The organism is Mesorhizobium sp. ES1-6 (assembly GCF_020164775.1).
Classification (GTDB): Bacteria; Pseudomonadota; Alphaproteobacteria; order Rhizobiales; family Rhizobiaceae; genus Mesorhizobium.
The window spans coordinates 80,801-100,638 of record NZ_JAIUGU010000015.1 but is presented as its reverse complement, the minus strand read 5'-3'; the positions used below and the strand labels follow the sequence as shown (position 1 = coordinate 100,638).

Here is a 19,838-nt window from a genome sequence, read left to right as displayed (position 1 = left end):
CATCCACGGGCGGAGCAGGAGCGAAGCTCCGTCGCGGAGACGCGAGGATGACGAAGGGATTAAGGTTCCCGCCGACCGCCAAAAGACGCGCCAGGCAAGCGACGTCCGGAACCTTGGCTAAGGCTTCGCCTCGATTGCGATCAGCTGGTGGCTCTCTTCCTCGGCCAGCCTCTCGGTGCCGTAGGCCTTGAGGAACATGTCGACCCCCGACCTGACAATGTGGTCGATTTCCTCCTGGCTCGGCGCCTTGGTGCGGTAGGCGAAGATGCACTGCCTGAAAAGGCCGGCCAGGCACAGTTCGGTGAATTGATAGGCGGCAAGATCGACATCGTCGATCTCAAGCAGGCCCCGTTCGATGGCGACATTGAGGAATGTCACGACCTTGTCATGGCCGCGTTTGGGGCCGCGTTCGTAAAAACGCGCGCCCATGTCGGGTATCCGGTCGGAGGCGCCGATGACCGTGCGCTGCGCCTGGATGACCCTGGCCGAGGTGATCTTCATCGACAGCACCTTGCCGTACTTGACCAGCGTCTGGCGCAAATCGTCGGCGCGGTCGAGCACGTCATACATGTTCTTGAAGATGGTGCCGCGCTCTTCCTCGATCAGCGCCTCGAACAGCTCTTCCTTGTTGGCGAAGTAGACATAGATGGTGCCTTTCGACACCCCGGCCTCGCGCGTGATGTCGTTCATCGAAGCGGCCTCGAAGCCTTTTTCTATGAAGACACGACGGGCGCCGTCGATGATCTGGCCGCGCTTGACCGGATCCTGTCCGGCCGCCGGGCGGCCACGGCGCAGACCGTCCAGCAGGTCTTCGCAGTGGTCGGTTTCGGCATTGCTCACAGTCTCAACCATCAAAGTGACACCTCGAAAATAATTCGAACCAACCGGTTCGATTTCCCCTTGATATGGTCCTCTTTCCGCGCTATGTCAACGCCCGGATCGAACCGAACGGTTCAGTATTATAATTTTAGAGAGATGTCATGTCCTCGAACACGCCCGCCACCGCCGAAGTCCGTCCTTTCCCCAACGCCAAGGTTGCCCCGGCGACGGAAGCGCCCGATGTGCATGTCCAGCCGGCTGTCGCACCGCCACCTGAAGCGGAAGCCCCGGCCAAGAAGAAGCGCTCGGTGCGCTCCCTCCTGCTGCCGATCATCGGCCTTGCCCTTTTGAGTGGCGGCGCCTGGTACGGCTACGACTATTGGACCACGGGCCGCTTCATGATCTCGACGGACGACGCCTATGTCCAGGCCGACATGGCGTTCGTCTCGCCAAAAATTTCCGGCTATGTCGATCAGGTCCTGGTCAGCGAGAACCAGCAGGTCAAGGCCGGCGATCCGCTGCTGACGATCGACGCCGGCGACTACAAGATCGCCGTTGCCCAGGCCGAGGCGCAGATTGCCACGCTGGCCAAGACGCTCGACCGCATCGACGCGCAGACCAAGGCCGCGCAGGCTTCCCTGCAGCAGGCGCAGGCGCAGAAGGTCGCCGACCAGGCCGCCGCCGACAATGCCGGCCGTGCCCAGCAGCGCGCCGCGCAACTGGTCAAGACGCATGTCGGCACGCAGGCACAGCTGGACGACGCCCAGACCGCGCTCGACCAGGCCAAGGCGGCGCTCGTCGGCGCCGACGCGCAGATCGCCGCCGCGCAGGCCAATATCGGCGTGCTCGAGGCGCAGCGCGCGGAATCCGCCAGCACTCTGGCCTCGCTGCAGCTCGGCCGCGACAAGGCCGCGCGCGACCTCTCCTTCACCGTGCTCAAGGCGCCATATGACGGCGTCGTCGGCAATCGCTCCGTCGAACAGGGCGATCTGGTCAGCCCCGGCCAGAAGCTCGCCGTGGTCGTGCCGATGGACAAGCTCTACATCGTCGCCAATTTCAAGGAGACGCAGCTTGCCCGGCTGGTGCCCGGCGAAAAGGTCAACATCTCGGTCGACGCCATCGACGGCCAGCCCATCCAGGGGACCGTCTCCTCGCTGGCGCCTGCCTCGGGCGCGGTGTTTTCGCTGCTGCCGCCGGAAAACGCCACCGGCAACTTCACTAAGGTGGTGCAGCGCGTGCCGGTCCGCATCGACGTGCCCGCCGATGCGCTGAAGACCGGCAAGCTGCGCGCCGGCTTGAGCGTCGTCGTGGCCGTCGACAGCCGTACCGCGCCCGCCGCGACCAGCAACTAAGCGCTTTTCGGAGGGCGGCTTGGTGGCTGATTGAAGCACCGAGCCGCCCGGCCTGCCTCAACGAGGCCCCAAGGAGGGCCAGGAAATGGCAACCGCAACCATCACCGCAGGATCGCCGCCGGCAATGCCGGCCGCGCCCGACACGATTTCGACGCGCCGCGTCATCGCCTTCCTGGCGATGGTGTTCGGCATGTTCATGGCGATCCTGGACATCCAGATCGTCTCGGCCTCGCTGGCCGAGATCCAGGCCGGCCTCAGCGCAAGCTCCGACGAGATCCCGTGGGTGCAGACGGCGTATCTGATCGCCGAGGTGGTCATGATCCCGCTGTCGGGCTTCCTCAGCCGCATGCTGTCGACGCGCGTGCTGTTCACCGTCGCGGCGGCGGGCTTCACCGCGGCCAGCGCGCTGGCCGCCACCGCCACCAACATCGACCAGATGATCGTCTACCGCGCCGTGCAAGGCTTCATCGGCGGCGGCATGATCCCGAGTGTCTTCGCGGCCGCCTTCACCATCTTTCCGCCGTCGCGCCGCGCCATCGTCTCGCCGATGATCGGCCTGGTGGCGACGCTGGCGCCGACCATCGGCCCGACTGTCGGCGGCTATATCAGCCACGCCTTTTCCTGGCACTGGCTGTTCCTGGTCAATGTCGTGCCGGGCATTCTGGTGGCGACCGCGGCCTGGACGCTGATCGATTTCGACAAGCCCAATCTCAAGCTGTTCTCGAAGTTCGACTGGTGGGGCCTCGCCGGCATGGCGGCCTTCCTCGGCTGCATGGAATATGTGCTGGAAGAAGGCCCGAACAATGACTGGATGCAGGACCAAGGCGTGTTCATCTGCGCCATCGTCATGACCATCGGCGCGGTGATCTTCTTCTGGCGGGTTTTCACCGCCGAGGAACCGATCGTCGACCTCAAGGCGTTCAGCAACATCAACTTCGCCTTCGGCTCGCTGTTTTCCTTCGTCATCGGCATCGGCCTCTATGGGTTGACCTATCTCTATCCGGTCTTCCTCGGCCGTATCCGCGGCTACGATTCGATGATGATCGGCGAAGCGCTGTTCGTCAGCGGCCTGGCCATGTTCGTCACCGCGCCCATTTCCGGTATCCTGTCCAGCAAGATGGATCTGCGGCTGATGATGATGATCGGCCTTTTCGGCTTCGCCACGGGAACGTGGTGGATGACGCATCTGACCGCCGACTGGGATTTCTACGAGTTGCTCATCCCGCAGATCCTGCGCGGTTGTTCGATGATGCTGTGCATGGTGCCGATCAACAACATCGCGCTCGGCACCTTGCCGCCGGACCGGTTGAAGAATGCCTCCGGCCTGTTTAACCTGACACGTAACCTCGGCGGCGCGGTCGGCCTTGCCCTCATCAACACGGTGCTGATCGACCGCAATGCCTTCCACTACGCCCGGCTCGCCGAGCACGTGCAGTGGGGCAGTGCCGCCGCGCAGACCAAGCTGCAGAACATGACGCTCAATTTCGAGCAGACCACCGGCCTGGATGCCTCAACCGCGGCTATCTCCAAGCTGTCGGGCATGGTCCAGCAGCAGGCGGCGCTGCTGTCGTTCATGGATGTGTTCTATCTGCTGACCGTGCTGTTCGGGACGCTGGGGTTCTTCACCATGCTGATCAAGAAGCCGGCCGCGCCCGGTGGTGGCGGAGGCGGCGGGCACTGAAAGCGATTCCAGGAAAGCGTGAAGTGGTTTTCCTGGTATTGCGTGAAACAAAGAAAAGTGGGCAGCGGTTTCGGGAAGCTCCTCCAGTCCACGCCCGAAGCTCTGACCCACGCAAAAAACTCCGGGCCGCAAAGCCCGGAGTTTTTTATTGCCCTTGGTGTCGTCAGGCGGTCGCGGGCTTGAAGCTCAGCGCCGCGCCGTTGATGCAGTGGCGCAGGCCGGTCGGCGCCGGGCCATCGTCGAAGACGTGGCCGAGATGGCCGCCGCAGCGCCGGCAATGCACTTCGGTGCGGGTCATGCCCAGCGAGCGGTCCTCGGTCTTGCCGATGCCGTTGGCGATCTCCTGCCAAAAGCTCGGCCAGCCGGTGCCGGAATCGAATTTCGTCTCCGAGGGATAGACCGGCAGGTCGCAGCCGGCGCAGGCGAAGATGCCCTTGCGGTGTTCGTTGAGCAGCGGGCTGGTGCCGGGATACTCCGTGCCCTCCTTGCGCAGCACATTGAAAGCGGCCGGCGACAGGATGGCCTTCCATTCGTCGTCGGTCTTGGTGACCTCGAATTTCTCGGCGGCCAGTGCGGCCTGCGGGGCGCCCATGCGCAGCATTGCTGCCGCGGCTCCAACGACGCCGATGGCGGCGGCACCGCTCAAAAGAAAGTCGCGACGGTTCATGACCAGTTCCTCCTGTCGTCCGTTTTGCCAAACTATACCCGCCACGCGAAAGTCAAAAGCCGGTGACGGCTGCTCTCAAACGAACCCCGCGCCGTTCCACGATTGACCATGGAACGGCGCGGAGCACGCATGTCGATAGCGGATCACGGGAGCGAGACGACGCGATCGACGGAGAGCTCTTGCAACGGGTTCGTCCGCGACAGCCTCCCCGTTACATCCTCCACCCGATCACATCTTCGGGAGCAGAACCTTGTCGATGACGTGGATGACGCCGTTGGACTGTTCGACATCGGCGATCGTCACATTGGCGACATTGCCGTTCTCGTCGGTGACGGTGACCTTGCCGCCATCGGCCTTGAGCGACAGTTCGCAGCCGCCGACCGTCTTGACCTTGTGTGTGCCGCCGTCGGCCTTGGCCATCGCGGCCACGTCAGCCGCCATCGCCTTGGCGCCAATGACATGGCAGGTCAGGATCTTGGTGAGCTTGTCCTTGTTCTCGGGCTTGAGCAGCGTGTCGACCGTACCGGCCGGCAGCGCGGCGAAGGCTTCGTTGGTCGGCGCGAAGACAGTGAACGGGCCGGCGCCCTGCAAGGTCTCGACCAGGCCGGCGGCCTTGACGGCGGCGACCAGGGTCGTGTGATCCTTGGAATTGACGGCGTTGTCGACGATGGTCTTGTTGGCATACATGGCGGCGCCGCCGACCATCGGGTTTTCAGCATAAGCAGCCGTGGCAAGCGCCGAGACAGCGATCGTACCGGCGAGCAAAAGGGTGGCGAATCTACGCATTGTATTAAAACTCCTCGGGTTTTCTCTTCCCATCTTTGGGGACGCGAGGAGATACGAGACAGAAACGCGTGAGTTTCAGAATGTTTTTGAATTTTCAATTTAATCGCGCGGTCGAGAGATTTATTCGACTCAATATTTGCCGGCTTACGCGTTTGTTTAGACACGCATGACATAAGATGCATTGGAATTATTCTGGTGACGGTTTCGCGGTGAGGAGACGAGGTCAGATGCTCTTCAGGTCGCCCGCGGCCACCACCGGCCCGGTGGGCTGCCCGGTAGGCGAACCACCGGCGGGCTCAAGACTGACGGCCAGCACCGCACCTTGGGCAAGCTTCTGCTGGGCTGCCGGCGAGACGACGATATGCGCTGTCGACCCGACCGGGATGATACCCATCGACACCGGCGGATTCTTGCCCTCGATCATCCAAAGTTCGAAGTCCTTGCCGGAGGCACGCTCACCGGAGACATGCGACAGGCCAACCTCGTGATGCGCGGCATCATAAACGGCCAGATATTTGACGTCGCTGCCATCGGCAGCCAGCGAGGCGACGAGCCGAGCCTGCGGCTGTGCGACCGGTGGGTTGACGTAAGGGATCGCAATGTAGATCGCCAGTGCGGCGACCGCCGCGGCGGCTAGTCCGCGCCAGAAGGCTAGGCTGGACCACAAGCCGGCGCGTGCCTCGGCTGCAGTGGTCGCGGCGGATGAAAACAGCCTGCCGTCGATCGCCGGCTTCACCGAGGCCGGCGGCTCGACTTCCGGATAGGCCGCCGCCAGCGGCGACAGGCGAACTTCCCAGCCATCGACGAGCCGCGCGAAATCGGTCTCGGCGTCGATGCGCCTGGAGGCTATCTGCCGCTCTTCGACCGGCAACACGCCAAGAACGTATTCGGCGGCGAACAGGTCGTCGCCCCCTCGTTCCGGTCCGTTGTCCTCTGCCAGCGTCATCTTTCCAGACATTCTCTCAGTTTCATCAGGCTGCGGCGCAGCCAGGTACGCATCGTGTTCAACGGCACGCCGTGGCGTTCCGCCAGTTCGGCATAGCTTTCGCCCTTGAGATAAGCGCCCCGGACGGCCGCCGCCCGGTCTTTTTCCAACTCATCGAGACAATGATGGATACGCTCGGATTCGTCGCCCGCCACCACCATCGCTTCAGGCCCCGGCGCCGGATCGGCCACGTCGAGCGCGGCATCGATATCGGCGGCGGGCTTGCGCCGCGCCCTGATGCGATCGATCGCATGATTGCGCGCGATCGCTACCAACCAGGAGATCGGGCTCAGATCGGAGACAGCAAAGCGATCCGCCTTCGTCCATATCTTGACGAAGACTTCCTGCAGCGCTTCTTCGGCATCTCCCCGGTCGTTCAATACACGAAGGCATACGCCGAAAAGTTTCGCACTGGTCTGTCGGTAAAGCAGATCGAACGCTGCCCGATCCTTCATCGAAGTCCGGACGATCAGCTTGGTAATGTCCTGCGGCGTCATGCGAGCCAAATTAGGCAATTGCGTTGTATTTGCAACGCCGGAAATATGCTGTGCACCTAAAGTTCGGCGCCACGCGCAGGCTGCGATTGCCAAGGGAATTGCCGCTCACTAGCGTGGCGGCAAACGGGGGGAGCGCGCATGTCGGTCGAACGGGTCCTGTGGGAAGAAGACGCAACCGGCCTTGCCGGTCTGGTGCGCAAAGGCGAGCTGACCGCGATCGAGCTGACTGAAGCGGCGATCGCCCGCGCGGAGGCAACAAGGCCCGCAATCAACGCCACGGCGGAGCCACTCTATGAGGCGGCACGGGTCCGGGCGAAGAGCATCGGCCGTTCGCTGCCGCTGGCCGGCGTGCCCTTTGCCATCAAGGATCTCGGCATCGCCGTCAAGGGCGTGCCCACGCATGGTGGCAGCCGCATTCCCGCCTGGGTGCCCAACGTCAACTCGGTGATGACGGAGCGCTACCTCGCCGCCGGACTGATCCCGATCGTCACCTCGACATCGCCGGAACACGGGCTGCGGCTGATGACCGAGTCGAAAGCCTTCGGCATCACCCGCAATCCCTGGAACACCGGCCACACCACCGGTGGCTCGTCCGGAGGCGCGGCGGCACTGGTCGCCGCCGGCGTCGTGCCGGTGGCGCATGCTTCGGACGGCGGCGGCTCGATCCGGGTGCCGTCCGCCTGCAGCGGGCTTGTCGGCCTCAAGACCTCGCGCGGCCGCATTCCGCTATCGCCGCTGGTGAGCGAGAGTTGGTACGGCATGGTCGTCGATCACGCCGTCACCCGCTCGGTGCGCGACTGCGCCCTGCTGCTCGACCTCACCCACGGTCCCGATCCGCTGGCGCCTTATGCGGCGCTGCCGCCCAAGGGCCCGTTCGCCGCGGCCGCCGCGCGCGATCCCGGCAAGCTCAAGCTGGCGTTGTACCGCAAATCACCCCTCGGTCTGCCGATCTCGGCCGAGACGCTCAAGGCACTCGACATTGCGGTGGCGCTCGCCCGCGAGGGCGGCCATACCGTCGAGGACATCGAGCTGCCCTTCATCGGCCGCGAGTTCTTCGCCGATTTCTGCACGACGGTCGCCTCCGCCGTTGCCGGTTCATTGCGGGGTGAAGCGCTGCGCGTCGGCCGCTCCGTGGCGGGCGACATCGAGCGCGCCACGCGGGTGCTCGGCCGGTTGGGCGAATTGGTCTCGGCCGGCGAGGTCTATGCCGGCCTGCAGCGGCTGCATGCCGCCTCACGGCGGATGATCGAGGAAACCGCGCAGTACGACGCCGTCCTCATGCCCATCATCGCGCACCCGCCGCTTCCCTGCGGCGCCATGGATCCCAAAGGCGCCGACGAACTGATCGAAAACCTGCTCGACAAACTCCACCTGACCCCGTTGCTCAGGATCAAGCCCCTGTTCGGCCAGTTGATGGACAAGAGCCTTTGGTTCACGCACTGGCCGGCGATCCACAATGTCAGCGGCCAGCCGTCGATCGCGTTGCCCGTCCATGTCACGGCGGCCGGCCTGCCGCTCGGCATCCAGGCCGCCGGCCGGCCGGGCGACGAGGAAACGCTTTTGTCGTTCGCCGCGCAGATGGAGAAAATCTCGGGCTGGCTTGGCCGCAGGGCGCCGCTGATGGTGCCGTCACAATGACGACACCGTGAACCGACTATGACAGCAATGCCATTTGCGGCTCGCGTCAATTCCCGCTAAGACGCCGCCGTCCTTAGCTATTATTATCCAGGGAACCACGCCGATGACGGACGTCGCCGCCACCGCCGAAATGCAGGCCGCCCTCTTGTCGCGCGCGCTGCCTTACATGCAGCGCTACGAGCACAAGACGGTCGTGGTGAAATATGGCGGCCATGCCATGGGCGATCTCGAACTCGGCAAGGCCTTCGCCCGCGACATCGCTCTGCTCAAGCAGTCCGGCGTCAATCCGATCGTCGTCCATGGCGGCGGCCCACAGATCGGCGCCATGCTGGCCAAGATGGGCATCGAATCGAAGTTCGAGGGCGGACTGCGCGTCACCGACCAGAAGACGGTCGAGATCGTCGAGATGGTGCTCGCCGGATCCATCAACAAGGAGATCGTGGCGCTGATCAACGCCGAGGGCGAATGGGCGATCGGTCTGTGTGGCAAGGACGGCAACATGGTCTTCGCCGAAAAGGCACGCAAGACCATGATCGACCCCGACTCCAACATCGAGCGCGTGCTCGATCTCGGTTTCGTCGGCGAGCCGGTCGAGGTCGACCGCACGCTGCTCGATCTTCTGGCCCGCTCCGAAATGATCCCGGTGCTAGCGCCGGTGGCGCCCGGCCGCGACGGCCACACCTACAACATCAACGCCGACACGTTCGCAGGTGCCATCGCCGGCGCCTGCAAGGCTTCGCGCCTTTTGTTCCTCACCGACGTGCCCGGCGTGCTCGACAAGAACAAGAAGCTGATCGATGAGCTGACGGTCGCCGAGGCCAAGGCGCTGATCAAGGACGGCACCGTGTCGGGCGGCATGATCCCCAAGGTCGAGACCTGCATCGAGGCCATCGAGCGCGGCGTCGAGGGCGTCGTTATCCTCAACGGCAAGACGCCGCATTCGGTGCTGCTCGAACTGTTTACCGAGCACGGCGCCGGCACGCTGATCGTGCCGTAGCCGACGATCAGCCGGCTAACTTCTGTTCTCCTGGCACCTGACTGCCCTCGATGACGGGGACGGCCAGCTTTCGCGCCGGGCGTGAAACCCTCATCGATTCCTCTTCGGCGTCCTGCGGCGCGCCCCAGAATTCGGCCAGCGTCGGACCATCCTTCACACGGCGGTCCGTCGCCAGGAATCCCCAGACCTCGCGGAACCAGACGCGGCGACCCATTTGCGTGTACCAGCGCATCGAGTGCCGCTGTTCGGGATCGGGATGAAACAGGATGCGTGCCAACGCCTTCGGCCGCGATTGCACCGCCACTTCGATCAGCTTGACCGAAAAGAACAGCATCCACGGCTTCAGCCGGGTCATGTGCAGGACTTGGTGTTTGTAATCCCATAGACGCGCGTCCTGCTGGATGACCTTGCGGTCGCGCGCGATGCGGAAGAACGGCGTCCAGCGGTGCGGCGTAACATAGAGCGCCTGGATCTGGTCGGGATCGTAGGCGAGGAGCTGACGAAAGCCGCGCCACAGATCGCAAAAACCCTCGTCCTCGAAGCCGGCCACCCAGGTCGCCATCGACAGGATGCCGTGCTTTCGCAACAGCCGGATCGCCTCGCGGTCGGACGAGGTGCTGCCGCCCTTGCGGATCAATTGCAGCGTCTGCTCGTCGGTGTTTTCCATGCCGAGCAGCCAGCGGATGACGCCGGCCTTGCGGTAGAGATGCAGCATGTCGGCATCGCGAACGATATCGTCGGCGCGTGTCGAGCCGACGATCAGCACCGGCACGTTCTCGGCGATCATCGCATCCAGGAAAGCGCGCCAGGCCTTCTTCGAGACGGTCGGGTTCTCGTCGGCGAGGTTGACCAGATCGACGCCGTGCTCGCGGTGCAGCCAGGCGATCTCCTGCGCGAATTTCTTGGGGTCGCGGTGCCGCCAACGGGTCCAGAAGCCGCGCTGGCCGCAATAATTGCACAGATGCGGGCAGCCGCGCGAAAACTGCATGACCACGGCACGCTTGCCGCCCCAGTAACTGTATCTGCGGTGGTCGATCAGTTCCCAGCCGACGCGGTAGGCATCGAGATCGGCAATCGTCATCGCTGCCTGCGTGGCGAAGGGACGGCGAAGATCGTCGCGATAGGCGATGCCGGCAACGCTTGCCGGCGGCTGGCGCATTTCCACCGCCTCGACCAGCGCCATCACGGTCGCTTCGCCCTCGCCGCGCACGATGAAGTCGAAAACGTCCGCTTCTGCCAGTATGTCGCGCCAATGATAGGTCGGGAAGACGCCGCCATAGATGACGATCGTCGCCGGCGCGCGCGCCTTGATCATGCCGGCGATCAACAAGGCGGTCGGATGCGCCGAAGTGGATCCGGAATGGCCGATCAGGACGAAGTCGGGACAGTCCTCCAAGGCTTCCGCGACGACTGTGGCAAGCGGCATCGGCCCGAACTCGGCATCGACGAGCCGCACCTGGTGGCCGGCATCGATCAGCGGGCCGCCGATGGCCAGCAGGCCGAGCGGCGGCAGGTGATCGTCGGGCACGCGGCTGCCGATGGCGGTGTGCGGCGGATTGATCAGGACGATGTTCATGGCGGACCTCCGGGGAAGTTGGTCCGCGCATGCTGGGTGGCGATCGTGCCGCCCGATTGGCCTGTTTCAGCAGTTTGCTTGCAGCTTTTCCGCAGAAACGGGGAAGCGCCCTCACCGCCTCAGATGCGCGAGCGGCACGTGGCCGGGTCCCTTGATGTTTTGCAGCACCAGCTGCGTGTGGACGTCGCGCACCCCGTCAAGCCGCATCAGCCGGTGCATCACGAAGGCGTTGAGTTCGTCGACCGAGGGCACCATGACATGCAGCAGGAAATCGTGGTCGCCGGTCATCGTCCAGCACGATGACACCTCGTCCATGCGCTGCACGGCGGCAATGAAGCTTTCGGGCGAGCCGTCGCTGTGGCTGACCAGGCGCACCTGGATGAACACCTCGACCATCAGGCCGACCGCGCGGCGGCTGATCACGGCGGCAAATCCCTTGATGATGCCGGCTTCCTGCAGCGCCTCGAAGCGCCGCGCGCAAGGCGTGGTCGACAGGCCGATCTCCTGTGCCAGCTCGGAGACGGGCTTGCGCCCATCGCGTTGCAGGACATCGAGCATCTTGATCTCGAAGTCGTCAAATTGAGGCATTTTCACTCCCCTGATCCCAATTATGGTGAATATTATCCCGATTGCCGCCAGCGAGCCATCATCAAAACCGATTTGCCTCGGCAAATCCGGTTAACCTCTTCTCAGCCACTGATGATTTGCGAGGGAGAGACAGCCATGACGACGATGAGCGTTGCCGAATATGCCCGCGACTGCGCGGCACAGGGTTTGCGCGGCGACTATTCGGTCTGCCGCGCCGATTTCACCGTGGCGCAGGATTATGATTACAGCGCCGAGGAGCAGGCCGTGTGGCGCACTTTGTGCGACCGCCAGACCAAGCTGACGCAAAAACTCGCCCATCATTCCTATCTCGACGGCGTCGAGAAACTCGGTCTGCTCGACCGCATTCCCGATTTCGCTGACGTCAGCGCCAGGCTGCGCGAGCTGACCGGCTGGGAGATCGTCGCCGTGCCGGGCCTCATTCCGGCCGCACCCTTCTTCGATCACCTTGCCAACCGCCGCTTCCCGGTCACCAACTGGCTGCGCGCCAGGCAGGAGCTCGACTACATCGTCGAGCCGGACATGTTCCACGATTTCTTTGGTCACGTGCCGGTGCTGTCGCAGCCGGTGTTCGCTGACTTCATGCAAATGTATGGCAGGAAGGCCGGCGACATCATCGCGCTCGGCGGCGACGAGATGATCACCCGGCTCTATTGGTACACCGCCGAATACGGCCTGATGCAGGAGGCCGGCCAGCCGCTGAAGGCTTTTGGCGCCGGGCTGATGTCGTCCTTTACCGAACTGCAGTTCGCGGTCGAAGGCAAGGACGCCCACCATGTGCCTTTCGACCTGGAAACGGTGATGCGCACCGGCTACGAGATCGACAAGTTCCAGCGCGCCTATTTCGTGCTACCGTCCTTCGACGCCTTGCGCGATGCCTTCCAGAGCGCGGATTTCGAGGCGATCGTCGCCCGCCGCAAGGGGCAACCGGCGCTCGACCCGGCGACGGTCTAATGCGTTTCGGTCAAAAATGACCTCGCCATTAGGGTAGACTAAGGCGCGTCGCATGAGTCCCTCTCGACGCGACGCGCCTTAGACGCTTTGATCCCGACAGATTATTGCAGGGCGGCGGGGTTCATCCACAGGAACTCCCAGACGTTGCCGTCAGGGTCTTCGATGTGGCGGTTGAACATGAAGCCGAGATCCTGCGCCGGATTGGGATCAGCGCGGCCGCCTGCCGCCACGCCCTTCTCGATCACGGCATTGACGTCGTCCTTGCTGTCGGTGGTGAGAGCGATCAGCATCTGGCTTTCACGCTTGGGGTCGCCGATCTGCCTTGCCGTGAACTGGCCGTAATGCTGATGCGTAAGCAACATGACTCCAATGGAGTCCGAGAACATGATCGAGCTGGCCTGGTCGTTCGAGAACTGCGGATTCAGCGTGCCCCCGATCGCGAGATAAAAGTTGGTCGCTGCCTGCAGATCGCGCACCGGCAGATTTATGAAGATCATCTTGGTCATCGGTCTAAAGCCTTGCCTTCGTTGACAGGTACTAGTCAGTCCAGTACCGTTTGACGACTATCATGCGGGAACGGTACCGTCTAGTACCGGTCAAGGAGCCATGCAAATCGAAGAGGAGACCAGATCGGCACGCAAGGATCGTGAAATCATCCAGGCGGCCACGGCGGCGTTCATCGCCAAGGGCTATGATGGAACCAGCATGGAGGAAATCGCCACCAGGGCGGGAGCTTCCAAGCAGACTGTCTACAAGCATTTCACGGACAAGGAGACGCTTTTCGCCGAAGTCGTTCTATCAACCGCGACCCAGGTCAACGATATCATCGAGTCCGTGACGACACTGCTTTCAGAGGCGAAATTCATGCAGGGTGGCCTGCAGCAGCTTGCCCGACGTTTGATAACGCTGCTCATGGATGAAGAGTTGTTGAAGCTGCGACGCCTGATCATCGCCAATGCGGATCGAATGCCGCAGCTTGGTCGCAGCTGGTACGAAAAAGGTTTTGAGCGCATGTTGGCCTCGATGGCGTCGTGCTTTCAAAAGCTCACCAATCGGGGACTGATGCAAACCAGCGACCCCCATCTGGCAGCCAGCCATTTGTTTGGAATGCTTCTCTGGATCCCCATGAATGAAGCCATGTTCACTGGGAGCAACCCGCGCTCCAAGGCCGAACTTGAACGGCACGCGGATGCCTCGGTAGAAGCGTTTCTTGTCGCCTATGGCGTCCAGCCTAAATAGTCCGTCGCCCGCCGACGTTTGCGGCAAAGCCGGCCGGGTGTTGGCCGCGGAGGCGTCCCGCCACGCGCTACAATGCGTAGATGGTGCGGTTGAACTTCGTCTCCATCACCACATGGGAAGCGGTTTTGACGACGCCGCTGATTTCATTGACGGCATTCACCTCCCGGTTCAGCTTTTCGAGCGTCTCGGCGGCAAGGTGAATGATCAGGTCCCACTCGCCGGTTATGGCGTAGACCGCCTGGATCGAAGGCATCGCCTTGATCTTCCTGGAGACGTCCGGATAGCTCTTGTTGTTCAAGGCGGCGAGCGTGAAACAGTGGACCGCGTTCTGGGCCACCGCCTTGGCCAGCCGCACGGTATAGCCTTCGATGATGCCGCCGGCCTCCAGCTTCTGGATCCGCTCCTGCAGCGCCGTCCGCGATACGCCGAGCTGCCGTGCCAGTGATGCGACCGGCTCACGCGCATTCTTCTGCATGAGCGCGAGCAGCTGACGATCCTTCTCGGTCAATTCCACAAACAAATCCTCTCGCTCGATCCGCGCTGTAACCGCCGCGCGATCCTATCGGCTGAACCGCCTCCACGACAATCGGGAAGACTGGCTGGAAGACTGGCCGGGGCGAACAGCACAAGGCGAACCTTTCAGGCACTTTGCCGTCTCAAGGCACGCAATGACTGCGTAATCGCCATTATCGCGCATTTCGCCGGGTGGAAGCCTGCTTTTTGCGACCTGACTGTCTGGGGCACAAACGCCGGTTCATCAGGGGAACAAGCCTCGGCGTGGGGCACAAACCAATCCGCGTTGGACCTGTGCCGAAGCGCTGAGGTCCAACGTTACGCATCCTATCAGTTTCAACCACAAGGGAGGGATAACTTTGAAAAAGCTGCTCGATTTAGCCGTTCTTGCCGCCGCGACATTCGCGATCACGACGGCGGCCATGGCCGGGGAAACCCTGGACCGCGTCACGTCGAAAAAGGCGATGGTCATCGCCACCAACGCCGCCTGGCCGCCACAGAGCTTCCTCAACGACAGCAACGAACTCGCCGGTTTCGACATCGACGTCTCGCGCGAGATCGGCAAGCGGCTTGGTGTCGAGGTCTCGTTCGAAACACCCGACTGGGCGACGCTGACCGGCGGCCGCTGGCAGGGACGTTACGACCTCGGCGTCGGATCGGTCACCCCGACCAAGGCCCGTTCCAAGGTGATCGACTTTGTCGGCATCTATTACTACAGCCCCTATGTCTACGTCCTGCACAAGGACAGCGGCGCGAAATCGGTCGCCGATCTCAACGGCAAGATCATCGGCGTCGAGACGGCCACGACCTCGGAGGATTTCATCCGCCGCAAGCTCGAAATCGACGCTCCCGGCCTGCCCCCCATTGAATACAAACTGGAGCCGGGCGAGGTCCGCACCTACGCGGATTCGATGCTTCCCTTCGATGATCTGCGGCTTGGAGACGGCGTGCGCCTGAACGCCGTGATCGCGCCTGAGCAGACGGCGCAGAACGCCATCAAGAAGGGTTATCCCGTGAAGATCCTGGAAGGCGAGTACGCCTTCCGCGAGCCGCTCGTCGTCATCGCCGAGAAGAAGGATCCCGAGTGGACCGCAAAGGTCGCTGGCATCATCACCGGGATGAAGACCGATGGCACGCTCGCCGCGCTGACCACGAAGTGGTACGGCAAGGACTACAGCGCCAAGTGAGGTCATTGCGCCGGCTGCCCTCGGCAGCCGGCAGCGTTACCCCACAAAATGAACCGCCACTCACAGCAAAGTCGCCGATGGCCTATCCGGACACCTATTACGCCCGCACCCTGACCGACCGGAAGACGAGGCCGCCGCTGCAAGGCGAGGCGCGATGTGACGTGGCCGTCGTCGGCGCCGGGTTGGCCGGGCTGACGACGGCGCTGCAGCTTGCGCGCGCCGGACTGCATGTCGCCGTGCTGGAAGCCCAGCTCGTCGGTTTTGGCGCTTCGGGCCGCAATGGTGGTTTCGTCACGCCCGGCTTCGCCACCGGCGGCGACAACATCGCCGCACGTGTCGGCGGCGAGGCAGCGCGCGACCTGCACCGGCTGTCGATCGAAGGCGTCGAATTCGTCCGCGACACCATAGAGGCGCTCGCAATATCGGCCGCCGAGCCGCGCGCCGGCCTGCTCAGCGTCCTGCGCTACGACGATGGCGACGCGCTGAAGGCCTATGCCGACCAGATGGCACGCGACCATGGTTACGAACTTCAATATCTGCGCCGGGAAGACGTCCGATCAGCGCTGAAGTCCGCCCGCTATTACCAGGGCCTGCGCGACCCAAACGCCTTTCACATCCATCCGCTCAACTATCTGCGTTGCCTGGCCGACGAAGTCGAGCGCCTGGGTGGCAAGATCCATGAGAGCTCCGAGGTCGTGCAATGCGACCTGTCGGGAACGCAAAAGATGCTGCGCACCAGACAGGGCACGCTTCGGGCGCCCCAGATCGTGCTGGCGACCGGCGGCTACACCGGGCCGGTGTTCGGCCAGCTCTACCGCGCCTTTCTGCCGATCGCGACCTATGTGATGGTTTCCGAGGCTGCTCCCCGCCTCATCGCGCAGGCCATCGCCACGACGGATGCCGTCGGCGACAACAGGCGGGCCGGCGACTATTATCGTCTGGTCGAGAGCGGCAATCGCCTTTTGTGGGGCGGGCGCATCACCACGCGCGCCGCTTCCGCCGACGCGCTGGCGCGCGAGTTGCGCCGCGAGATGATCGGCACCTACCCGCAACTTGCCGGTCTCAAGACCGAATTGGCCTGGTCGGGTCTGATGTCCTATGCCCGGCATCTGATGCCCCAGATCGGCGCGCTGCAGCCGGGTGTCTGGTACTGCACCGCTTTCGGTGGCCATGGCCTCAACACCACGGCGATTGCCGGAAAAGTCGTCGCGGAAGGCATTCTGGGCGCTTCGGATCGCTACCGGCAGTTCGCGCCGTTCGGATTGAACTGGGCCGGCGGCGCCGCCGGCCTGGCCGCCGCGCAGCTCACCTACTGGAAACTGCAGGCGCAGGACTGGTGGCGGGAACGCAACGCCACCGCCAAGGTGGCGGCATGATCGGCCGGCTGATGCTCTCTCATCCAGGGCTCGCCCGCCGTGCGGCCGCGGTGTTTTTTCCGGCGCTGCTGGCCGCGGCCCTCTACGCCATGGGCATCAAGTCGAGCTGGCTCGCTTCGTTGATGCCCGACGCATCCGACTGGTTGCGGGCCAACCCCGCCTTGTCGCAGGCCCTCTCCGCCGTATCGATCGCGCTGCTGGTGCTGGTGAATTGCAAGCTGCTGCTCCTCCTGCCCCGACGCCAGCAGATCGTCGGCGTCTGGATCGAGCTGTTCGCGCTACTGATGCTGTTCTTCTATTCCTTCGACCTCTCGCTCGCTTTCATCGCCAGAAAGATTGGTTTCCTGGTCACGCAGGGCGTCACCACGACGCTTTACATTTCGGCGATCTCGATCCTGATCGCGACCGTCATCGCGCTGGTCGGCGCCATCGCCAAGCTGACCGGAAATGGCATCGTCTACGGGCTGGCCACCTTCTACACGTCGCTGTTTCGCGGCCTGCCTTTGCTGATGCAGATCTACATCATCTATCTCGGCCTGCCGCAGGTCGGCTATGTGATCGGCGCGGTGCCGGCGGGCATCGTGGCGCTGTCGCTGTGTTACGGGGCCTACATGACCGAGATCTTCCGCGCCGGCATCGAAAGCATCCCGCGCGGCCAAAGCGAAGGCGCCACGGCGCTCGGCCTGAGCCCGGGCCAAACCATGGCGCTGGTCATCCTGCCGCAGGCCATGCGCGTCATCATCCCGCCGACCGGCAACCAGTTCATCGCCATGCTGAAGGATTCCTCGCTGGTGTCCGTCGTCGGCGTCTGGGAGATCATGTATCTCGCCCGCACGATGGGCCAGACGGAGTTCCGTCACATCGAGATGCTGATCACCGCCTCGATGATCTACTGGGCCCTGTCGATCGCGCTGGAATTCGGCCAGGCCTATCTCGAACGGCGTTTCGGCCGATCGGGACGCCAGGTGTGATCCGGCGGCCTAAAGTGTATCGGAACGGTCCATGCGACATGCTTAGCGCGGCGGTGGCGCCTCGGCCTTCAACCGCTCGAGCTGGGCGCGCTGCAGATCGAGCGCGCTGGCGGCCGCCGCCGTTCTGGTGCGCATCGCCGTCCAAGGCTTTTGAACCCGCTGCCGGCGCCATCATTGGCGCCGGGCTTGCCGGCCGATGCGATTCGGCGGGCCGACTTTGTCGGCCCTCAGACGAAAACCACCTTGCTCAGATGCTCGCCCAACCGGCAGGCGAGCGCGGTGATGGTCGTCGTCGGGTTGGCTTGGCCCGACGTGCAGAACACCGAAGAGCCACCGACATAGAGATTGTCCATGCCATGCACCTTGCAATTGGCATCCACCACGCTCCTGGTCACGTCGGTGCCCATGCGCGTGCCACCCATATGATGGTGCCCCGCCGTTTCTTCGTCGGTCGGATAGTCCGCGCCATTGCCGATCCAGTCGGCGATGCGCACACGGCCCAGGTTCTTCTCGATCAGCGTGGCGCCGAACAGCCTCAGCCCTTCGAGCAGCGTGCGCCGTTCCAGCTCCGATTTCTTCCAATGCAGCTCGATGCGCGGCACACCGGCATGATCGACATCGGTTTTCGACAGTTCGATCTGGTTGGAGGCGAGCGGCGCCTGCTCCCAGGCGACATAGAGCTGCGCGGCACAGCGCAAATTCTGGCTGAGCTTGGATGACATCCATTCGGCCATGTTTGGCGCCGTGCAGGCGAGATCGGCGATGAGGTTCTTGACGCCAGGATATGGCTTCTCGATCAGCCTGATACCGAAATTCATGATCCGCAGCCGCTCCATCGCGGCAAGCGTCGGCGAGAAGAAGGCCTCGTTGACGGCATCGACCTCGAAGGCACCATAATTGCCCAGGATGGCATCGCCGCCCTCGAAGGTCGGATGCTCCATCCAATAGCGGCCAAGGGCCGTGGCGTTCGGCACCACACCGCCATTGGAGCGCTGGTTCGACCATAGAAGCAGCCGCGAGTTCTCCAGACCGCCGGTGCAGACGATGAAGTAATCGGCAGCGAACGAGCCGGCGTCCTGCCCGTTGGACCACAGCCTGGCGCCCGTCACCCGCTTGCCGTCGCCGGCGAGCTCGGTGGCGTAGGTGTTGAGCACGACGGCGATGTTCTTGCTCTTGTCGAGCTCGTCGGCGAATTTTTCGGCGAACCGCACCGCCGGGCTCTTGATCAGCTGCACCCAGCGAATGTCATCCGAGATGGGCACGTCGGGCCGGAAATCGGGAAGCTCGAGGATGTCGCGCACCTCCGGCAGGTAAGGTTCGATATCGGCGCGGCGGATCGGCCAGCCCGTGTCGGGCGCCCAGGCCTTCGGCTCGAAATCCTGTTTGTCGAGCACGCGGCACCATCCGGCCCAGTGATTGGAGCTGCCGCCCATGAGCCGCAGCCGGGTGATGTCGAGATCGAAATAGAAATCGCCAACCGTGGTGCCGCGGTAGAAGTCCTGGGACTCGTCGCTGAAGTCCCGCGATCCGGCTTCCATCACCACGACCGGGATGCCGGCCGCACCAAGTTTTCTAGCGATCGTGGTGCCGGCCGGACCGGAACCAAGGATGCAGACCTTCGGCGCGAAATTGGCGGCGCGATACGCCTCATAGCTGTCGAAGATCATGCCAGGTCGCTCCGCTTCAGGATCCAGCCATTGACCTCGACGATTTCGTCAGGGTCGGCCCGCGACGGACCGGCATGATCGGCATTGGCATCCGGCCGATTGCGGAACAAGGACAGGGCAGGCAGGGCAATCAGCGTCTGCACGAGCGTGCGGCGCGACATTCTTTTGATGAAGAAACTCATGACAGGCCTCTCGGGGCAGGGCTTCGATGCGCGCATGACGTTCCCCGAACGGCACACGCATCGTCACGCAAGCCAGTATCGTGCCACGCATGGCCTCAACGCGGTGAAAAGGCTGATAAGCGGTACAACCGAATGCAAACAGGGT

Annotated in this window: 20 protein-coding genes; 9 read left to right on the top strand and 11 right to left on the bottom strand. The window is 63.4% G+C overall.

Annotated elements, in window-relative coordinates; translation table 11 throughout:
* Positions 1 to 117 precede the first annotated feature (117 nt).
* The gene (locus LB564_RS27770; protein WP_140702995.1) at positions 118 to 852 is read right to left on the bottom strand and encodes a TetR/AcrR family transcriptional regulator; all 735 of its coding nucleotides are present in this window, start codon (positions 850 to 852) and stop codon (positions 118 to 120) included.
* A gap of 128 nt (positions 853 to 980) precedes the next feature.
* Between LB564_RS27770 and LB564_RS27765 the strand changes: the two genes are divergently transcribed.
* Positions 981 to 2,171, top strand: coding sequence for an HlyD family secretion protein (locus LB564_RS27765; protein WP_140702997.1), 1,191 nt, complete (start codon positions 981 to 983; stop codon positions 2,169 to 2,171).
* Between the two features lie 124 nt (positions 2,172 to 2,295).
* The gene (locus LB564_RS27760; protein ID WP_224542423.1) at positions 2,296 to 3,852 is read left to right on the top strand and encodes a DHA2 family efflux MFS transporter permease subunit; all 1,557 of its coding nucleotides are present in this window, start codon (positions 2,296 to 2,298) and stop codon (positions 3,850 to 3,852) included.
* Between the two features lie 163 nt (positions 3,853 to 4,015).
* Here the strand turns inward: LB564_RS27760 and msrB are convergent, their stop codons facing one another.
* The 4 genes from msrB to LB564_RS27740 form a co-directional block, all read right to left on the bottom strand.
* Complete coding sequence (msrB, locus tag LB564_RS27755; protein WP_224542372.1) at positions 4,016 to 4,519, bottom strand: peptide-methionine (R)-S-oxide reductase MsrB; 504 nt, start codon at positions 4,517 to 4,519, stop codon at positions 4,016 to 4,018.
* Between the two features lie 228 nt (positions 4,520 to 4,747).
* The gene (locus LB564_RS27750; RefSeq protein ID WP_140703003.1) at positions 4,748 to 5,305 is read right to left on the bottom strand and encodes a fasciclin domain-containing protein; all 558 of its coding nucleotides are present in this window, start codon (positions 5,303 to 5,305) and stop codon (positions 4,748 to 4,750) included.
* Positions 5,306 to 5,528: 223 nt separating this feature from the next.
* Entirely contained in the window at positions 5,529 to 6,251 is a 723-nt protein-coding gene (locus tag LB564_RS27745; protein ID WP_224542422.1) for an anti-sigma factor domain-containing protein, read from the bottom strand.
* Positions 6,248 to 6,787 (bottom strand): sigma-70 family RNA polymerase sigma factor, encoded by a 540-nt coding sequence (locus LB564_RS27740; protein ID WP_027040874.1) that lies wholly within the window; start codon positions 6,785 to 6,787, stop codon positions 6,248 to 6,250. The genes LB564_RS27745 and LB564_RS27740 overlap by 4 nt, the downstream gene beginning before the upstream one ends.
* A gap of 138 nt (positions 6,788 to 6,925) precedes the next feature.
* Between LB564_RS27740 and LB564_RS27735 the strand changes: the two genes are divergently transcribed.
* Positions 6,926 to 8,425 carry an amidase gene (locus LB564_RS27735; protein WP_224542371.1) on the top strand — a complete coding sequence of 500 codons (1,500 nt, stop codon included), beginning with the start codon at positions 6,926 to 6,928 and terminating at the stop codon, positions 8,423 to 8,425.
* 103 nt (positions 8,426 to 8,528) lie between these two features.
* Entirely contained in the window at positions 8,529 to 9,422 is an 894-nt protein-coding gene (gene argB / locus LB564_RS27730) for an acetylglutamate kinase (protein ID WP_140703007.1), read from the top strand.
* A gap of 7 nt (positions 9,423 to 9,429) precedes the next feature.
* On the opposite strand, the gene bchE is transcribed toward argB, so the two are convergent.
* Positions 9,430 to 10,998, bottom strand: a complete 1,569-nt coding sequence (gene bchE, locus LB564_RS27725) for a magnesium-protoporphyrin IX monomethyl ester anaerobic oxidative cyclase (RefSeq protein WP_224542370.1) — start codon at positions 10,996 to 10,998, stop codon at positions 9,430 to 9,432.
* Positions 10,999 to 11,109: 111 nt separating this feature from the next.
* Positions 11,110 to 11,586 (bottom strand): Lrp/AsnC family transcriptional regulator, encoded by a 477-nt coding sequence (locus LB564_RS27720; RefSeq protein WP_127296467.1) that lies wholly within the window; start codon positions 11,584 to 11,586, stop codon positions 11,110 to 11,112.
* 135 nt (positions 11,587 to 11,721) lie between these two features.
* Here LB564_RS27720 and phhA point away from each other — a divergent pair, with 135 nt between their 5' ends.
* Entirely contained in the window at positions 11,722 to 12,558 is an 837-nt protein-coding gene (gene phhA / locus LB564_RS27715; protein WP_224542369.1) for a phenylalanine 4-monooxygenase, read from the top strand.
* A gap of 101 nt (positions 12,559 to 12,659) precedes the next feature.
* Here phhA and LB564_RS27710 read toward each other — a convergent pair whose 3' ends face one another.
* Complete coding sequence (locus LB564_RS27710; RefSeq protein ID WP_140703013.1) at positions 12,660 to 13,064, bottom strand: VOC family protein; 405 nt, start codon at positions 13,062 to 13,064, stop codon at positions 12,660 to 12,662.
* A 100-nt stretch (positions 13,065 to 13,164) separates the two neighbouring features.
* Between LB564_RS27710 and LB564_RS27705 the strand changes: the two genes are divergently transcribed.
* Positions 13,165 to 13,797, top strand: a complete 633-nt coding sequence (locus tag LB564_RS27705; RefSeq protein ID WP_224542368.1) for a TetR/AcrR family transcriptional regulator — start codon at positions 13,165 to 13,167, stop codon at positions 13,795 to 13,797.
* 67 nt (positions 13,798 to 13,864) lie between these two features.
* Here the strand turns inward: LB564_RS27705 and LB564_RS27700 are convergent, their stop codons facing one another.
* Positions 13,865 to 14,311: an Lrp/AsnC family transcriptional regulator gene (locus tag LB564_RS27700; RefSeq protein ID WP_224542367.1), complete on the bottom strand. Its 447-nt coding sequence runs from the start codon at positions 14,309 to 14,311 to the stop codon at positions 13,865 to 13,867.
* Positions 14,312 to 14,732: 421 nt separating this feature from the next.
* Between LB564_RS27700 and LB564_RS27695 the strand changes: the two genes are divergently transcribed.
* The 3 genes from LB564_RS27695 to LB564_RS27685 all read left to right on the top strand — a co-directional run bounded on the left by LB564_RS27695 (position 14,733) and on the right by LB564_RS27685 (position 17,844).
* Entirely contained in the window at positions 14,733 to 15,497 is a 765-nt protein-coding gene (locus LB564_RS27695) for a transporter substrate-binding domain-containing protein (RefSeq protein WP_224542421.1), read from the top strand.
* A 77-nt stretch (positions 15,498 to 15,574) separates the two neighbouring features.
* The gene (locus LB564_RS27690) at positions 15,575 to 16,873 is read left to right on the top strand and encodes an NAD(P)/FAD-dependent oxidoreductase (protein WP_224542366.1); all 1,299 of its coding nucleotides are present in this window, start codon (positions 15,575 to 15,577) and stop codon (positions 16,871 to 16,873) included.
* The gene (locus LB564_RS27685; protein ID WP_224542420.1) at positions 16,870 to 17,844 is read left to right on the top strand and encodes an amino acid ABC transporter permease; all 975 of its coding nucleotides are present in this window, start codon (positions 16,870 to 16,872) and stop codon (positions 17,842 to 17,844) included. Before LB564_RS27690 ends, LB564_RS27685 begins: the two co-directional genes overlap by 4 nt.
* A gap of 227 nt (positions 17,845 to 18,071) precedes the next feature.
* On the opposite strand, the gene LB564_RS27680 is transcribed toward LB564_RS27685, so the two are convergent.
* Positions 18,072 to 19,511, bottom strand: coding sequence for a GMC oxidoreductase (locus LB564_RS27680; protein WP_224542365.1), 1,440 nt, complete (start codon positions 19,509 to 19,511; stop codon positions 18,072 to 18,074).
* Positions 19,508 to 19,693 (bottom strand): hypothetical protein, encoded by a 186-nt coding sequence (locus LB564_RS27675; protein WP_140703023.1) that lies wholly within the window; start codon positions 19,691 to 19,693, stop codon positions 19,508 to 19,510. Before LB564_RS27675 ends, LB564_RS27680 begins: the two co-directional genes overlap by 4 nt.
* Positions 19,694 to 19,838 lie beyond the last annotated feature (145 nt).

Coding starts and splice junctions, on each gene's coding strand:
- LB564_RS27750 (WP_140703003.1), bottom strand. CDS start 5,305: ATGCGTAGATTCGCCACCCTTTTGCTCGCCGGTACGATCGCTGTCTCG.
- LB564_RS27710 (WP_140703013.1), bottom strand. CDS start 13,064: ATGACCAAGATGATCTTCATAAATCTGCCGGTGCGCGATCTGCAGGCA.
- LB564_RS27740 (WP_027040874.1), bottom strand. CDS start 6,787: ATGACGCCGCAGGACATTACCAAGCTGATCGTCCGGACTTCGATGAAG.
- LB564_RS27690 (WP_224542366.1), top strand. CDS start 15,575: ATGGCCTATCCGGACACCTATTACGCCCGCACCCTGACCGACCGGAAG.
- LB564_RS27760 (WP_224542423.1), top strand. CDS start 2,296: ATGCCGGCCGCGCCCGACACGATTTCGACGCGCCGCGTCATCGCCTTC.
- LB564_RS27720 (WP_127296467.1), bottom strand. CDS start 11,586: ATGCCTCAATTTGACGACTTCGAGATCAAGATGCTCGATGTCCTGCAA.
- LB564_RS27705 (WP_224542368.1), top strand. CDS start 13,165: ATGCAAATCGAAGAGGAGACCAGATCGGCACGCAAGGATCGTGAAATC.
- argB (WP_140703007.1), top strand. CDS start 8,529: ATGACGGACGTCGCCGCCACCGCCGAAATGCAGGCCGCCCTCTTGTCG.
- LB564_RS27675 (WP_140703023.1), bottom strand. CDS start 19,693: ATGAGTTTCTTCATCAAAAGAATGTCGCGCCGCACGCTCGTGCAGACG.
- LB564_RS27770 (WP_140702995.1), bottom strand. CDS start 852: ATGGTTGAGACTGTGAGCAATGCCGAAACCGACCACTGCGAAGACCTG.
- LB564_RS27765 (WP_140702997.1), top strand. CDS start 981: ATGTCCTCGAACACGCCCGCCACCGCCGAAGTCCGTCCTTTCCCCAAC.
- bchE (WP_224542370.1), bottom strand. CDS start 10,998: ATGAACATCGTCCTGATCAATCCGCCGCACACCGCCATCGGCAGCCGC.
- phhA (WP_224542369.1), top strand. CDS start 11,722: ATGACGACGATGAGCGTTGCCGAATATGCCCGCGACTGCGCGGCACAG.
- LB564_RS27745 (WP_224542422.1), bottom strand. CDS start 6,251: ATGACGCTGGCAGAGGACAACGGACCGGAACGAGGGGGCGACGACCTG.
- LB564_RS27735 (WP_224542371.1), top strand. CDS start 6,926: ATGTCGGTCGAACGGGTCCTGTGGGAAGAAGACGCAACCGGCCTTGCC.
- LB564_RS27685 (WP_224542420.1), top strand. CDS start 16,870: ATGATCGGCCGGCTGATGCTCTCTCATCCAGGGCTCGCCCGCCGTGCG.
- LB564_RS27680 (WP_224542365.1), bottom strand. CDS start 19,511: ATGATCTTCGACAGCTATGAGGCGTATCGCGCCGCCAATTTCGCGCCG.
- LB564_RS27695 (WP_224542421.1), top strand. CDS start 14,733: ATGGCCGGGGAAACCCTGGACCGCGTCACGTCGAAAAAGGCGATGGTC.
- msrB (WP_224542372.1), bottom strand. CDS start 4,519: ATGAACCGTCGCGACTTTCTTTTGAGCGGTGCCGCCGCCATCGGCGTC.